Origin of the sequence: Lysobacter avium (genome assembly GCF_015209745.1) — a bacterium.
GTDB classification, from domain to species: domain Bacteria; phylum Pseudomonadota; class Gammaproteobacteria; order Xanthomonadales; family Xanthomonadaceae; genus Novilysobacter; species Novilysobacter avium.
In genome coordinates, this window is the sequence record NZ_CP063657.1 from 1,166,180 (window position 1) to 1,181,795 (window position 15,616).

Below are 15,616 nucleotides of genomic sequence, written 5' to 3' on the forward strand. Positions count from 1 at the left end.
TTACCGGGTTGCGATGTCTCCCGCATCGCCCAGCGCCATCAGTCGCTTCTTTGCGTCCACGGTGTGTTGATCGTCTTCGCCCCGCGCCTTCCGCAGGGCGCTGTGGCCCGCATCCAGCAGGCCCGAAGCGGCATCAAGCTTGCCTTGCCGGGCAAGTGCGGCGCCCAACAGGCTTCGGGCCTCGGCCAGTTCCCAGTGGTCTTCGGGAAGGATTTTTTCGCGGATGCGCACTGCATCGCCAAGTGATTCTGCGGCAAGGCCGGGCTTGCCCGCGCTCAGGTACATCTGGCCCAAGTTGAGGATCATCGACGCAGTCCACGGATGCTCCGGGCCCGCGCCCTCGCGGCAGATCTCGATCGCCTCGTGGTAAAGCGGCTCGGCGCGGGCGAAATCCTCCTGTTCGCGGTAGAGGTTGGCCAGGTTGTTGAGGGTGGTGGCGATGTACGGATGGTCCGGCTTCAGAGACTTGCGACGCATGGCCAGCGCCTCCAGGTACATCGGTTCCGCCTCGTCGTAGCGCTGCTGCTTGGTGAGGACACTGGCCAGCTGGGTCATTGCGAGTGCGATCGACGGGTGCCCGCTGTCGTCATACAGCTTGCGCTTCATCGCCAGGGATTCGCGCAGCAGCGACTCGGCTTCCGCAAAGCGCTGTGTCTTGCTCAGCAGGACGCCGAGGTTGTTCATCACATTGGCGAGATCGGGATGGACAGGCCCCTGCAGCTCGCGCCGCTGCGACAGCACATCACGGTAGTGTTCTTCGGCCTCGCCGAATTTCCCCTGGCCCACCAGCAGCACAGCCAGGTTGTTGCGGGCGGTCATCTGCGCTTCGGGCTCGGCGAGTGCCGTTTCGGTTGCGAATGCAAGTGCTGCGCGATGCACCGACTCGGCTTCGTCACGCTTGCCTTGACGGACCAGTGCCGCGCCCAGGTCGTTGCGCGTAGCCGCCACCAACATCGGATCTGGATGCGGCTGTGCCAGGCGTTGCTCAAGCACTTGCCGAAGGAGGGTCTCAGCTTCCTCGTTCTTCCCGCGGCGCATCGCCAGCGTGGCGATGGCCTGCATCGTTTCCAGCGTTTCACGATGACCGGTTCCCTGGCGCGTGCGTTGCACGTCCAGGGCGCGGGTCAGGAAGGTTTCCGCCTTGTCGTATTTTCCCAGGCTGGTGTAGACGGTGCCGATGATGGCCTCCATCCTGGCGCGCACGTCGGGCTGCCCGGCGAGCTCGCCCCCGATCCGGTTCGAGGCCTGGTCCAGCACCTCGCGCACGCTGGTTTCCTCTCCGCGCGCCTGCGCGGGATCGGCCGATTCCAGCATGCTGACCAGAAGTCCGCTGACCTGCGTGGCCTTGGCCGCTTCGGTGCGCGCGAGGTCGCGCTCATGGGTGATGCGGCTCACATGCAGCGACGCCAGCACCACGCCCGCGCCCACGGCCAGCAGCGTCGTTGCGGCACCGTAGCGGTGCTGGCGCAGGAACACGCTGCTCCGGTAGGCGGCGGAGGGGTGCCGCGCGCTGACAATGTCGCCGCCAAGATGGCGTCTGATGTCCTCGGCCATCTGCCCGACCGAGAGGTAGCGTTGCTCCGGATCGTTCTGGATCGCCTTCAGCACTATGCTGTCGAGATCGCCGCGTAACTGCCGTGCAAGCTGCCTGGGCGAGCTGCCCCGGCGCGCGGCGACGGCAGCATCCATGCGCCTTGCACTCACGCTGGGCAGGGCAGGTGCGCCTGCCAGTATCGCCTCCTGCATGTCCTTTGCGGTGGATATGGCAGTTCCAAACGGCTGCGTGCCGGTCAGCAGCTCGTGGAGCAGCAGGCCCAGTGCGTAAACATCCGAGGACGTCGTGGCCGGTTCGCCGCGAATCTGCTCCGGCGCGGCGTAGCGGGGCGTCAGGATCCGGTCGCCGTACTCGGTAGGCGCACGTGCGGTTAGGCCAGTCGCTGGCAACGGTCTGGACCCAGGTTCGCGATTCCCCCGGCGCACGGCGTCGCCACCGTCATCACCGAGTCCTTGCTCGATGATCCTGGCGATGCCGAAGTCGAGCAGCTTCACGGATGGATGGCCCTGATCGTCCTCCTGCACCATGACGTTGCCAGGCTTCAGGTCGCGATGGATGACCAGATTCCGATGCGCATGCGCAACCGCCGCGCACACCTCGCGGAACAGTCCCAGCCGGCGCCGGACGTCCAGGCGCTTCTGGTCCGCGTAGTCGGTGATTTCCTCGCCAGCGATGTATTCCATGACGAAATAAGGGCGTCCGTCGGCGAGGCTTCCGCCGTCGAGAAGATACGCAATGCCCGGGTGTTTCAGCTGGGCCAGGATGCGGCGCTCGTCCCGGAATCGCGCAAGCAGGCGCTCGCTGACACTGTCGCGTACCACCTTGATTGCGACGGTTTGCTCGAACTGGCCGTCATCGCGCTGGCCCAGGTACACGGTCCCCATTCCGCCCTGACCGATCTCGCCGGCAATGCGATAGGCACTCACGCGTGTGGGAGCAATCTCGTCCTGAGTCAGCGTGGCGCCAAGATCGTCGAAATAGCTGCTCGCGTCGGCATCCAGCGCAATCAGGCGATCGACCTCGGCGCGCAGTCCGGGGTCACCGTTGCAGGCGGAATCCAGCCATGCCTCCCGCTCGTCCACGGCGACGGCGGACAGATCGGCAAACAGTTGCTTTGCACGCAACCAGCGGTTTCTTTCTGTGGGTTTCTCCGACTCGCCAGAGATGCTCATCGCCGCATGCCGTTATTCATGCTGCGTGACCGGTCAAGTCGGCGCGCAGTTCACCATAAAGCCAGGCGCGCGCTGCGCTCCAGTCGCGGCTGACGGTGCGGCGGGTGACCCCCAGGGCTTCGGCGGTCTCCTCCGCACTCAGACCGCCGAACACGCGGCACTCCACGACCTGGGCGGCGCGTGGGTCCATGAGCTGCAGTCGGTCAAGGGCTTCATCCAGCGCCAACAACTCCTCACTGCGTTGCGGCGATACCAGCAACACATCGTCCAACGGCAGCGCTTCATTGCCGCTGCCACGCTTTTGGGCCGCGTGACGCTGCGCGTAGTTGATCAGCAGTTGGCGCATGGCACTGGATGCCGTGGCCAGGAAGTGGGAACGGCTTTCATAACTGGCCCCGCTGCTGACCAGTTTCAGATAGGCCTCGTGCACCAGTGCGGTGGTGTTCAGCGTCTCGTTGCCGCGCCAGCGCGAGCGGTGGTGGCGCGCGATGCGATGCAACGCCCCGTACACCCGCGCGAACACTTCATCGCGGTCTCCGGTGTCAACGCCGGAGGCCTCATCGGGCTGCAGCGCATTGAGCAGGCGGGTGACATCCCCGGCCAGATCATCCGTTTTTGAAACCATGAACCCCTCCCTGGAACACGGTCCAATCTAGGCAATGCGACCCGTCCACGCAAACCCGTGTCCTCCTTTGCGCGCGATTTCTGTAGTCATCCAATGAGAGGGGTAATACGGGCCTCGCCCTGGTTTGGCTACGGAATGGACGCACTCGGTGCTCCAGATGCAAACCCCTTTCGAAGTCGTCTGCGCGGTCGCTTCCGGCGCCCGGCAGACCCTGATTACTGATCGAGGGGTACAAAAGCATGAACAAGATTTTCAGCAGGATATGGAGTGCATCGCGCGGCCAGATGGTGGTCGCCTCGGAGCTGGCATCGGGGGGGCGTGGCGCAACGGTGCGACGTGCGCCGGTGACAGCCAGGCAATCGGTCATGAGCATCGCGGTGCTGCTGGGGCTGTCAGCGCTGGCCTCTCCCGTCTGGGCTGCCGACAACGTGATCTGCGAAGACACTGACGGGAACCCGTCAGGCGCCATCACGGGAGGGGGTGATTTTGCGATCTCATGCGGCAAGTCGTCTGAATCCGGTGACCGTGGGGTCGCCCTCGGGGCGCTTGCCACCGCCACCGGTTGGTGGGGCGTCGCGCTGGGCAGCCAGAGCGGAGCAACCGCCGAGCAAAGTACCGCCCTGGGCTCAAACGCCGAGGCGACGGGTAGCTTCGCTCTTGCCGCAGGCGCCCAGACAGAAGCCTCCGGGTTTGCGGCGTCTGCGTTCGGCAGCTCTGCCCACGCGGTGGGCGAAGACTCCCTCGCTCTGGGTGCCCAATCCGGCGCCGATGCCGCTGGCTCGGTGGCGCTGGGTTCCGATTCGTACGCCGGCGAGAGTAACGTGGTGTCCTTCGGGCACAGTGTCGGAGATCCGCGCCTGAATATCACCGGCGGGACGTGGTACTCCGACTTGAATCGGCGGCTGATCCACGTGGCTGACGGCATCGACGACACCGACGCGGTGAACCTGGGGCAGATGAAAAGCTTTGCGTCGCCGTATTTCATCGCCGACGGTGGCATGGACACCACGGTGCCCCACGCAACCGGCTTGAGTACTGCAGGGGGCGTGTCCAGCCTGGCCATAGGTGACTCAAGTGCCTACGGCTACGACAGCTCCGCCGACGGTGAGAGTACGGCGATCGGCACCAACAGCTCGGCCAAAAGCCAAAGTGTTGCGGTCGGCCATGACGCCGACGCTGCCAGCCCCGAGGCAACTGCCGTGGGGCACGGTGCCACGGCCGCCAACGATGGCGCCACGACCGTGGGATTCAGCGCCGGTGCGAGCGGTGAGTACAGTGTTGCGGTCGGCGGCCACAGTGCTGCCAGCGCGGACGCGACCACCGCTGTAGGCGGATGGATCGACAAGAACGGCGACGGCATTGTCGACGCGGACGAAATCACCCTGGCATCGGGACCCAACAGCAGCGCATTCGGCAACGGGGCACAGGCGACAAGCATCAATTCCACCGCACTGGGCGCCTTGAGCAGTGCAGCCGCGTCTTCGCTGGCGGTGGGTAGCCGCAGCGATGCCTCGGGGAGCGCCAGCTCCGCCCTCGGCGCGTCCGCTTCTGCGACCGGTTCGAATGGGACCGCCGTTGGGACGGGCAGCAGGGCCCACGCCGATTTCGCTACCGCACTTGGCGCGCGCAGCCTCGCCACTGGGGAATCGGCCACCGCCGTTGGCAGCTGGATCGACAAGAACGGCGACAACATCATCAATCCCGACGAAGTGGCCTTGGCATCGGGCCTGGAGAGCAGCGCCTTCGGCAGCGCTGCGCAGGCAAGCGGGGAGGCCAGTACCGCCATGGGTGCAGACAGCCGCGCGAGTGGCTTTGGCGGCACCGCCACGGGTGCACGCAGCCGGGCCGATGGCTACGGCGGCACTGCCACGGGTCTGAACAGCAACGCATCGGGTGCGAGAAGTACGGCCACGGGCTACTACAGCAGTGCGACTGGACAGGCAGCCATAGCCGCAGGCTACGGCAGTGAAGCCCACGGCGAGTTCGCCATCGCCATCGGCAACTTCGCCAAAAGCGATGCCCAGGATTCCATGGCCTTGGGCGCGACCAGCCGTGCCAGCGGCCTCAACAGTGTCGCCCTGGGCAACGAGTCGGTGGCTGGCAGTACCGGCGTAGTCTCCTTTGGACACGCTGCCGGCGACCTTGATTTTGCAGGCAACGCTTACGGCAGCGACCTCGAACGTCGTCTGATCAACGTCGCCGACGGCATCGACAACACCGACGCGGTGAACCTGGGCCAGCTGGATGCCGCCATCGCCGGGCTGTCCGGGGGCGGAACCCCCAATGCGGTGGCCTACGATAGCGCGTCCCGCACCGACCTCACGCTGGGCGGCAGCGGCGGCACGGTGATCCACAACCTCGCCGATGGCACGGCCGCTGATGACGCGGTCAACAAGGGCCAGCTGGATGCGGCTATCGCCGGCGTTTCCGGCGGAGGTGCGGCCAACCCCCACCTTGCCACCGACGGCAGCGCTTCGGATCCAGCGGCGGTTGCGCCGGGATCGCGCGGCGTCGCAGTGGGTGTCGACGCCGAAGCCGGTGGAAACCACGGCACCGCGGTGGGTGGCGACAGCTACGCCGCCGGCGACAACGACACCGCGATCGGTGGCAATGCCCGGGTCAATGCCGACGGGAGTACCGCGGTCGGCGCCAACACGGTGATCGACGCTGCGGCGACGAACGCGGTCGCGGTTGGTGAGGCCGCCTCCGTCACAGCCGCAGACGCGGTCGCCCTGGGACAGGGGTCGGTGGCAGATCAGGCCAATACGGTCTCTGTCGGTGCGGCTGGCAGCGAGCGTCGGGTCGTCAATGTGGCGGACGCTACCGGGGCGAACGACGCGGTCAACAAGGGCCAGATGGATACCGGTGACGCTCAGGCGCTGGCGGATGCCCAGGCCTACGTCGATAGCCAGATCATCTCGGCAGGCAGCATCACCGAGTCGCAGGTGCAGGACATCGCCGACGCGGGCGACGCCGCCACGTTGTCGTCGGCGCAGAACTACGCGGACACCGGCGACGCAGCCATGTTGTCGTCGGCGCAGGACTACGCTGATGCGGGCGACGAAGCCACGCTGTCCTCGGCGCAGGGTTACGCCGACGCGGGCGACGCAGTCACGTTGTCGTCAGCGCAAGGCTATGCGGACGCCGGCGACGCCGCCACGCTTGCCACGGCGCAGGGTTACGCCGACACGCGCAGCAGCGTCGCTGTGTCCTCGGCCAATGCCTATACCGACCAGAGGATCACCGAGATGGCGGTCGGCATGGACGAGTTCCGCCGCGACGTCGATGACCGCTTCCACAACACGGACCAGCGCATTGGTCGTCTGGGAGCCATGAGCGCCGCGTCCACGCAGATGGCGATCAACGCGGCGGGTGCGCGGGGCAAGGGAAAGCTCGCAGCCGGCTTCGGCTTCGAGAGCGGCCACGCAGCGATGTCCGTCGGCTATGCGGCACCGCTGGGTGAGCGCACAACCGTCAGCTTCGGTGGCGCGTTCAGCGGGTCACAGAAATCCGTTGGCTTTGGTTTTGGTGTCGATCTCTGACACCGCGCAGCTCGCGGCCCTTCCTCCTCGTCTGATCCTCTCCGTACCCCGGAGCCGGACGGGAGGGTGGGCCGCACCCGATCATCGATCTCAACGCGGTACACAGACGCAGGCCTCGACCGCCTGCCTCTGCCGCCTGATGGTCCGAATACTCACCGACAGGCTGCGGACGCGGAAAACGCGCCTACATCCGAAACACGCCAAACCGGGTTGACGAGGCAATCGGCGCATTGAGCGACGCCGACAGGCCCAAGCCGAGGACGCGGCGGGTGTCGGCGGGATCGATGATCCCGTCGTCCCACAGACGGGCGGTGGCGTAGTACGGATTGCCCTGGCTTTCGTACTGCTCGAGGATCGGCGCCTTGAACGCGGCTTCCTCCTCCGCGCTCCAGTCACCACCGCGCGCCTCGATGCCGTCCCGACGCACGGTGGCCAGCACGCTGGCCGCCTGCTCGCCGCCCATCACGCTGATGCGGGCGTTGGGCCACATCCACAGGAAACGGCCGCCGTACGCGCGGCCGCACATGGCGTAATTGCCGGCGCCAAAGCTGCCGCCGATCACCACGGTGAACTTGGGCACGTGCGAGCACGCCACGGCGGTGACCATCTTCGCCCCGTCCTTGGCAATGCCGGCCTGCTCGTACTTCTTGCCGACCATGAAGCCGGTGATGTTCTGCAGGAACACCAGCGGGATGCCGCGCTGGTTGCACAGCTCGATGAAGTGCGCGCCCTTGAGCGCGCTCTCGGCAAACAGGATGCCGTTGTTGGCGACGATCCCGACCGGGTAACCGTGGATGTGGGCGAAGCCGGTGACCAGGGTCTTGCCGTAGCGCGCCTTGAACTCCTGGAACTCGCTGCCGTCCACGATCCGGGCGATGACCTCGCGGATCTCGAACGGGCGTCGGGTGTCTTTCGGCACGACGCCGTACAGCTCGTGCGCGGCAAACAAGGGCTCGCGCACCGGCTGCACGGCCACAGGCAGGGTCTTCTTCCGGTTGAGGCTGCCGACGATGTCGCGGGCGATCTGCAGGGCGTGGCGGTCATCCTCGGCGAAGTGGTCGGCCACGCCCGAGATCGACGTATGCACATCCGCGCCACCGAGGGTCTCGGCATCGACCACCTCTCCGGTGGCGGCCTTCACCAGCGGCGGGCCGCCGAGGAAAATCGTCCCCTGTTCCTTGACGATGATCGACTCGTCGCTCATCGCCGGTACATAAGCGCCGCCCGCGGTGCAACTGCCCATCACCACCGCGATCTGCGGAATGTTCTCCGCACTCATCCGTGCCTGGTTGTAGAAGATGCGGCCAAAATGTTCCTTGTCGGGAAACACCTCGTCCTGCAGCGGCAGGAACGCGCCACCCGAATCGACGAGGTAGATACAGGGCAGATGGTTCTCGCGGGCAATTTCCTGCGCGCGAAGGTGCTTCTTCACCGTCATCGGGAAATAGGTACCGCCTTTTACCGTCGCATCGTTGGCGACGACAATCACTTCCTGTCCCATCACCCGGCCGATGCCGCAAACCATGCCGGCGGCAGGCGCGGCGCCGTCGTACATGCCCTCGGCGGCAAGTGGCGCGACCTCGAGGAATGGCGAACCCGGATCGAGCAGGGCGGTGATGCGGTCCCGGACCAGCAGCTTTCCGCGCCCGGTATGGCGCTCGCGCGACTTTGCACCGCCGCCTTCCGCGGCACGAACCAACCGTGCGCCCAGCTCATCCACCAAGGCGCGATGCCAGGCGACGTTTTCCTGGAAATCCTGCGAGCGGGGATCGAGTGCTGAAGTCAGAACAGGCATGGCAACCGGCCGATAGTGAATTGACCGCACAGGATACCGGACGCGTCCGCGGGGTCGGCGCAGGTTTCGGGAGCGCAGACAGAACAAGGCCCGCGGATGCGGGCCTTGTGGCTACTGCCAAGCGTTCAAAGACGGATCAGTTCTTGCGGGCCTTCTCGGCAGCCGCGCGCGCAGCTTCGGCTTCCGCCTCGGCCTTCTCGCGCTTCATGCGCTCGGCGACGCTGTCGGCAGCACTGCCGATCGTGTCAGCGGCGCTGGCCTTGCCTTCCTCATACGACTCCTTGATCGAATCGCCCGCTTCGTCAGCGGCTACGGCAGCTTCGTCGGCAGCGCGGCGGGTGGAATCGGCGGCGTTGGCCGCAGCGGCGCGGGTGGAATCGGCCGCATCGCGGGCCGCAGCACCGGTCGCGTCAGCCGCGTCCCGCGCGGACTCGGCGGCGGAGTCAAGACTGCGGGCGGCAGCGTCCGACGCGGAATCGGCGGCGGAGGCTGCGTGATCACCAGCGGCGCGGGCTTCAGCGGCCGCTTCCTTACGATCCTGCTCGGCCTGCGGGTTGCTGCAGGCCGTCAGGGCAAACATGCTGGCGGCAAACATCAGGGTGATCTTGTGATTCATGGAAAGCTCCTGGAAAGTCGGCAGGGTAACTGCGTCGTACGCCGGTTCTGCCGGCGGGAAAACTATCCGATGCTCGTCGGGAAAATGATGTGAAGGAGCGCGCCGTATTTGAATGCAAGCAGAACAACGCGCATAAAAAAACCGCCGGAATTACCCGGCGGTTTCTTCAAGCTTGAACCTTACAAAGCGGCAGTATTACTGGCCGTCGTTGTTGGTCTTCGCGTCGGCAGCAGCAGCCGCTTCTTCAGCAGCGTCCTTGGCCTGCTCGGCGGAATCCGCCATGTTCTCGGCAGCGTCAGCGGCGTCGTCGGCAGCGGTCATATCACCGGCAGCGGCGGCGGCGTCGGCCGAAGTAGCGGCAGCGTCAGCAGCCGAAGCGGCGTTGTCAGCAGCAGCCTGGGCAGCGTCGGTAGCCATCGCGTCGCCAGTGGCGGCGGCGTTGGCAGCGGCTTCCTGCGCCTCGTTGGCGGCGGTGGCCGCTTCCTGGGCAGAGCTGTCAGCCTGCTGGGTGTTGGAGCAAGCAGCCAGGGCCAGGCCCATAGCGAGGGCGATCAGCGCCTTGTTCAAAGTCATGGTGTATTCCTCGTCTTAAGAAAAATTCGGCAGCACGCAATCGCGTACCGCTAACATGATGACGACACGTCAGCCTGTGTCAAGCGGCAGGCCTTCCTTTTTTCGTCAATTTATCGTTAACTGTTGGGCTGCCGTTCGGTATTGACAGTCGGGCGTGAAATCAGGGGAGCTCGATGGCAATCGCTGTCGCTTCGCCGCCGCCGATGCAGAGCGATGCAACACCGCGTTTTCCGCCGCTCGCGCGCAGCGCATTGATCAGCGTAACCACCAGTCGCGCGCCGCTGGCACCGATCGGATGACCCAATGCAACGGCGCCCCCGTGCACGTTGACCTTCTCGCGTGGAATGCCCAGATCCTTGATCGGAGCCATCGCCACGCAGGAGAACGCCTCGTTGATCTCGAACAGGTCGACGTCGGCCACGCTCCAGCCGGCTTTCTCAAGCACGTTCTTGATCGCGGTGACCGGCGCAGTGGTGAACCACTCCGGCGCCTGGGAATGGGTGGCGTGGGCAACGATGCGCGCCAACGGGGTCAGGCCACGTGCGGATGCGTCCTCGGCCGACATCAGCAGGGTCGCCGCCGCGCCGTCGGAGATCTTCGAGGAGGAGGCTGCGGTCAACACGCCTTCCTTGCCAAAGGCGGCACGCAAGCCGGGAATCCGGGCGGTGTCGATCTTGCCGGGCTCCTCGTCGGTATCCACCACCACTTCGCCCTTGCGGGTCTTGACGGTGACCGGAACGATCTCGTCCTTGAACGAGCCATCGGCCTGGGCCGCCTTGGCGCGGTCCACGCTCTCGGTGGAGTAGGCGTCGAGAGCCTCACGGTCGAAACCGTATTCGTTGCAGGCCATGTCGCCAAACACGCCCATCGCCTTGCCGTCGTACGGGTTGGTCAGGCCGTCGTAGGCCATGTGGTCGATGAACTCGGCGCTGCCGTAGCGGATGCCGGTGCGCGAACCGTTGAGCAGGTGCGGGGCGTTGGTCATCGACTCCATGCCGCCGGCAACGACAACCTTGGCCGACCCGGCCTTGATCAGGTCATGGCCGAACATGATCGCCTTCATGCCCGAGCCGCAGACCTTGTTGATGGTGGTGCAGCCGGCGGAGGCGGGCAGGCCGGCATTGAGCGCGGCCTGGCGCGCGGGTGCCTGGCCCAGACCGGCGGGCAGCACGCAGCCCATGATCACCTCGTCCACCTGGTCGGCGGCGACGCCCGCATGCTCGAGGGCGCCGGTGATGACGGCCGAGCCGAGGGCCGGCGTCGGCACACCGGTGAACTGGCCGAGGAAGGAACCGATGGCGGTGCGCTTGGCACCGACGATGACGACGTCGCTCATGACGGACTCCAATTTGGGACGGGCCGGAAGAGACTTCCGGTGCCCCCCGATTATGCGTGGAGATGCTGCACTGCGGCAAACCGGCGAAGAAAGTGTGCGACCCGTCCCGTATCAGGTCGACGGTTGAACGCGTGCGCGCAGCCGCGTGATCGATGATTGTGGGGGAGGCATGAATGCACTAATACTGGTGTCCTTGTGGCGCGTTGCGCCGTCGATTGCCGACCATTGAGGGGGAGACCTTATGAAGTCGCACGCATCCCAGCGCGCCCGCGCATGGAAACTGGGCCTGGCCGGGGCCGGGTTGGTTGCGCTTACCGCCTGTGGCGGGGGCGGTGGTGGCGGCACTGTCATCCGCCCCGAACCACCACCGTCGCCGCCGCCGGTTCCGCCACCGGATGAGGAGCCCGTACCAGGCCCCCAGCCCGACTTTGACGCTCATCTGGTACTCACCAACACCGACGCCGCGCACGCCGCGGGTTTCACCGGTAAAGGGGTAACGATCGGGCTGCTCGACAGCGGCATCCGCCGCGACCACCCGACGCTGGACGGCCGGGTCACGCGAAGCTTCGTTTACCTCGACCCGCGCACCAACAACCTCAACGTCGATGACGTGCTCGGACACGGGACGATCGTGGCCCAGTTGGCCGGCGGCCGTCCGTTTGGCGATTGGCCCGGTGGCATCGCGCCGGACGCCACGTTTGTCTCCGCGCGGATCATCTCGGATGCGCCTCCATCCGACGACGGATCCGGCAAGGGCAACGAGGTGTCGGACGGCTCATGGCTGGGCGACATCCACGAGGACCTCATCACCGGTGGCGCGCGGATCTCCAACAACTCCTGGGGCGGTCTGTACTGGACCGGCGGCGACACGGTCACCCGTACCTTTGTCAACGCGCTCAAGCCGTTCGTCGTGGACTGGGGCGGTCTGGTCGTGTTCGCGACCGGCAACGAGGGCTTCGACAACCCCAGCGACACGGCGGCCCTGCCCAGCCTGGGCGCGGGCGCCGAGATCCTCGAGCGCGGCTGGCTCGCGGTTGCCGCACTGAACACCCTGGAGCCGACCAAGCTGGCGGATTACTCCAACGCCTGTGGCATCGCCCAGAACTACTGCCTGGTCGCGCCGGGCAGCGTCGTCTTCACCGATGTGCTGGACCCGCCGGGCGATCCGTCCTACTGGGTAGGCTCAGGTACCTCGTTTGCGGCGCCGCAGGTATCGGGTGCGGCAGCGGTGGTCTGGGAGGCGTTCCCGTACTTCTCGAACGACGAGGTGCGGCAGACCCTGCTGGGCACCGCGGTCGACCTGGGCGCGCCCGGCGTGGATCCGATCTTCGGCCACGGCCTGCTGGACGTTGGCAAGGCCGCCAAGGGTCCTGGCCGGCTGGACTGGGGCCAGATGAGCGCGGCGTTCGATGGCGGTCGATCGGTCTGGTCCAACGACCTCACCGGCGCGGGCGGCATCACCAAGACCGGCGACGGCGATCTGGACCTGACCGGGAAGAACAGCTACCGCGGCAAGACGATCGTCAACGAAGGCTCGCTGGCGTCAATGTTCGACATTCCCGGCGACGCGGAGATTGGCCATGACGGCCTGCTGTTGCTCGATGGCATCTCGGTGAAGGGTTCGCTGCGCAACGAGGGCATCGCGGCGTTCTACGGCGAGGATGCCACGGGCACCGTGCACACCATCGGTGGTGACTTCACCCAGACGAGCACGGGTGTTTTCGCCTTCGACCTGGGCTCGTCCGTGAAGGTCACGGGCCGGGCGACGGTCGCCGGCGAGGTGCTGGTTACCGGCGTCACCGATGGCTACGTGCGCTCGGCTCGGGAGACTTTCCTGACCGCCGACGGCGGGCTCTCGGGCGCGTTCTCGAAAGTGTCCGCCAGCAACAACCTTTTCCTGCAGGCAACGCTGGGGCACGACTTTGAAAGCGCGTGGCTGGACATCCAGCGGCTGGATATCCTCAGCTCCGCGCAGTCATTGCGCCTGAGCCCGACCGCGATCAGCGGGGCCGCCAGAGTCGAGGACGCGTTCCGCGGCCTCGATCGCGACGGCGCGGGGGTGATTGGACCGGCCGGTCCGGGCGCGATGGGCGGCTTCATCACCGGGGCCGGGGCGATCCAGTCCATCGCGTCGGCGGCAGGCGCGGAGCGCACGCTGGCGAGCCTGTCCGGCGAGATGCACGCAGCCGACACCGCGTTCGCCACGATGGCGATGGACGATGGCCGCCACGCGCTCGAGTCGCGCCTGGACGGGCTCTCCGGCGGCAACGTGGTCAGCCTGGGCAGCTGGGCGAGCCGGCAGGGCGGCGAGCGCGCGATGTGGTCGCAGTCGCGGTTGGACGCCAACTCCTGGCTGCTGGGCCACGACCAGCGCATCGGGCGCAACCTGACCCTGGGCTTCGCCTTCGGCCAGACCGACGGCTACGCGCACAACCCGCTGCGCCAGGACCGCGAGCACAACCGCCAGTACGAGAGCCAGCTCTACGCCGCCTGGGAGTTCGATGGCAGCTACCTGCTGGGTCGCTTCGCAGCCGGCCGCATGGACCGCAGCACCCAGCGCGAGATCGTGCTGGGGAGCCAGAGCCATGGCGTCGCGGCGGATTACGCCAGCCGCTACTCGAGCTTCGGCGTGCAGGCGGGCCACCGGTTCGCGTTGGGCGCCGGCACCCTGACCCCGTACGTGGGCACCGAGACCCTGCAAATGGATCGCGACGGTTTCAGTGAGCAGGGTGCGGTCGGGTTCGGCCTGACCACCGGCGACTCGCAGCTGGATGCAACGCGGGCGCTGGCGGGTGTGCGCCTGCAGCAGCCGTGGCAGTTGGGCGGCCTGAAGCTGACCGTGCAGGGCCGGCTGGAATGGCAGCGCCTGCTGTCGCAGTCGGGTACCGCAATCGACGCGCGGTTTACCGGCATGGATGCGTGGTCGCCGATCACCGGCGGCGGGCTGGCGAAGGAAACCACCGTCCTCGGCTTCGGCCTGCGCAGCGATCTGCCGCTGGGTCGGCTGGGCTTCGATCTGGATGTGCGCAACGAAAACGGGCGCACCTGGACGGGTGCCTACGCCAACTGGACGGTCGGGTTCTGACCTGACCAACCCGGCGCGTGGCCTGCATGGCTGCGCGCCGGAGCGGTGGTTTCCGACGGGCAGCAGCGCTGCCCGTTATTGCTGGCGATCAGCTGCGGTCGTCGAACAGCTCGCGGCCGATCAGCATGCGCCGGATCTCGTTGGTGCCGGCGCCAATGGCATACAGCTTGGCGTCGCGCAGGATGCGCCCGGCCGGGTACTCATTGATGTAACCGTTGCCGCCCAGCGTCTGGATGACTTCCAGCCCGACCTGCACCGCCGCCTCGCTGGCGTGCAGCAGGCAGGACGCGGCATCCACCCGGCTGCGATGGCCGGCGTCGTAATCGCGCGCGACCTGGTAGGCGAAGGCACGGCTGGATTGCAGCGCGGTGTACATGTCGGCCATCTTGGCCTGCATGATCCCGAAGGTGCCGATGGGTGCATCGAACTGGCGACGCTCGCGGACGTAGGGCAGGGCGATGTCCATGGCGTCCTGCATCAGCCCGATCGGCCCACCGGTCAGCACCAGCCGCTCGGTGTTCAGGCCGCTCATCAGCACCTTGACGCCCAGGTTGACCTCGCCGAGCACGTTCTCGACCGGGATCTCGCAGTTCTGGAACACCAGCTCGCAGGTGTTGGAGCCGCGCATGCCCAGCTTGTCGAGCTTCTGCGCGGTGCTGAAACCCGGCATGTCGCGCTCGACGATGAAGGCGGTCATGCACTTGCTGCCAGCATCCTTGCCCGCGGTGCGCATGTAGACGACCAGCACGTCGGCCTCCGGGCCGTTGGTGATCCACATCTTGTTGCCATTGGCGACCCAGACGTCGTCGCCACCTTCGACAGAGCGAAGCTCGGCGTGGCAGCTCATCGATCCGACCACGTCGGAACCGGCGCCGGGCTCGCTCATGGCCAGCGCGCCTTTCCACTCGCCGCTGCACAGCCTGGGCAGGTACTTGCGGCGCTGGGCCTCGTTGCCGTTGAGGTAGAGGTTGTTGACGCACAGGTTGGAGTGGGCGCCGTAGCTCAGGCCGACCGAACCGGACGCGCGGGAGATCTCCTCCATCGCGACCAGGTGGGCCAGGTAGCCCATGCCGCTGCCGCCGTATTCGGGGTCGACGGTCAGGCCGAGCAGGCCCATCTCGCCGAGTTTCGGCCACAGGTCCTGCGGGAATGCATTGTCTTCGTCGATCTGTTGCGCGCGCGGCGCGATCTCGGCTTCGGCAAACCGGCGCACGGCGTCGCGCAGCGCGTCGATCTCGTCACCCAGCGGAAAAGCACGCATCCCAAAACTCCTGTGTGTTTGAAAGCACGACGGGGCACATGGCCCCGTCGCGTTGT

At 66.5% G+C, this 15,616-nt stretch carries 9 protein-coding genes; 2 read left to right on the plus strand and 7 right to left on the minus strand.

Annotated features, from left to right (window positions below; translation table 11 throughout):
- Together INQ42_RS05350 and INQ42_RS05355 are read right to left on the minus strand one after the other, a co-directional pair.
- On the minus strand, positions 1-2,679 hold the full coding sequence (locus INQ42_RS05350) for a serine/threonine-protein kinase (protein ID WP_194035462.1): 2,679 nt from the start codon (positions 2,677-2,679) through the stop codon (positions 1-3).
- 64 nt (positions 2,680-2,743) lie between these two features.
- Positions 2,744-3,352, minus strand: a complete 609-nt coding sequence (locus INQ42_RS05355; protein ID WP_194035463.1) for an ECF-type sigma factor — start codon at positions 3,350-3,352, stop codon at positions 2,744-2,746.
- 239 nt (positions 3,353-3,591) lie between these two features.
- On the opposite strand from INQ42_RS05355, the gene INQ42_RS05360 reads away from it, so the two are divergent.
- The gene (locus INQ42_RS05360) at positions 3,592-6,894 is read left to right on the plus strand and encodes an ESPR-type extended signal peptide-containing protein (protein WP_194035464.1); all 3,303 of its coding nucleotides are present in this window, start codon (positions 3,592-3,594) and stop codon (positions 6,892-6,894) included.
- Between the two features lie 184 nt (positions 6,895-7,078).
- Here the strand turns inward: INQ42_RS05360 and INQ42_RS05365 are convergent, their stop codons facing one another.
- From INQ42_RS05365 to INQ42_RS05380, 4 genes are all read right to left on the minus strand, one after another.
- Positions 7,079-8,689 carry a carboxyl transferase domain-containing protein gene (locus INQ42_RS05365; protein WP_194035465.1) on the minus strand — a complete coding sequence of 537 codons (1,611 nt, stop codon included), beginning with the start codon at positions 8,687-8,689 and terminating at the stop codon, positions 7,079-7,081.
- A gap of 136 nt (positions 8,690-8,825) precedes the next feature.
- Positions 8,826-9,305 (minus strand): hypothetical protein, encoded by a 480-nt coding sequence (locus INQ42_RS05370; RefSeq protein WP_194035466.1) that lies wholly within the window; start codon positions 9,303-9,305, stop codon positions 8,826-8,828.
- Positions 9,306-9,500: 195 nt separating this feature from the next.
- Entirely contained in the window at positions 9,501-9,878 is a 378-nt protein-coding gene (locus INQ42_RS05375) for a hypothetical protein (protein WP_194035467.1), read from the minus strand.
- 160 nt (positions 9,879-10,038) lie between these two features.
- Positions 10,039-11,214 carry a thiolase family protein gene (locus tag INQ42_RS05380; protein WP_194035468.1) on the minus strand — a complete coding sequence of 392 codons (1,176 nt, stop codon included), beginning with the start codon at positions 11,212-11,214 and terminating at the stop codon, positions 10,039-10,041.
- A 241-nt stretch (positions 11,215-11,455) separates the two neighbouring features.
- On the opposite strand from INQ42_RS05380, the gene INQ42_RS05385 reads away from it, so the two are divergent.
- Positions 11,456-14,299, plus strand: coding sequence for an autotransporter serine protease (locus INQ42_RS05385; RefSeq protein WP_194035469.1), 2,844 nt, complete (start codon positions 11,456-11,458; stop codon positions 14,297-14,299).
- Between the two features lie 88 nt (positions 14,300-14,387).
- On the opposite strand, the gene INQ42_RS05390 is transcribed toward INQ42_RS05385, so the two are convergent.
- Positions 14,388-15,560, minus strand: a complete 1,173-nt coding sequence (locus INQ42_RS05390; protein ID WP_194035470.1) for an isovaleryl-CoA dehydrogenase — start codon at positions 15,558-15,560, stop codon at positions 14,388-14,390.
- Positions 15,561-15,616: the final 56 nt, after the last annotated feature.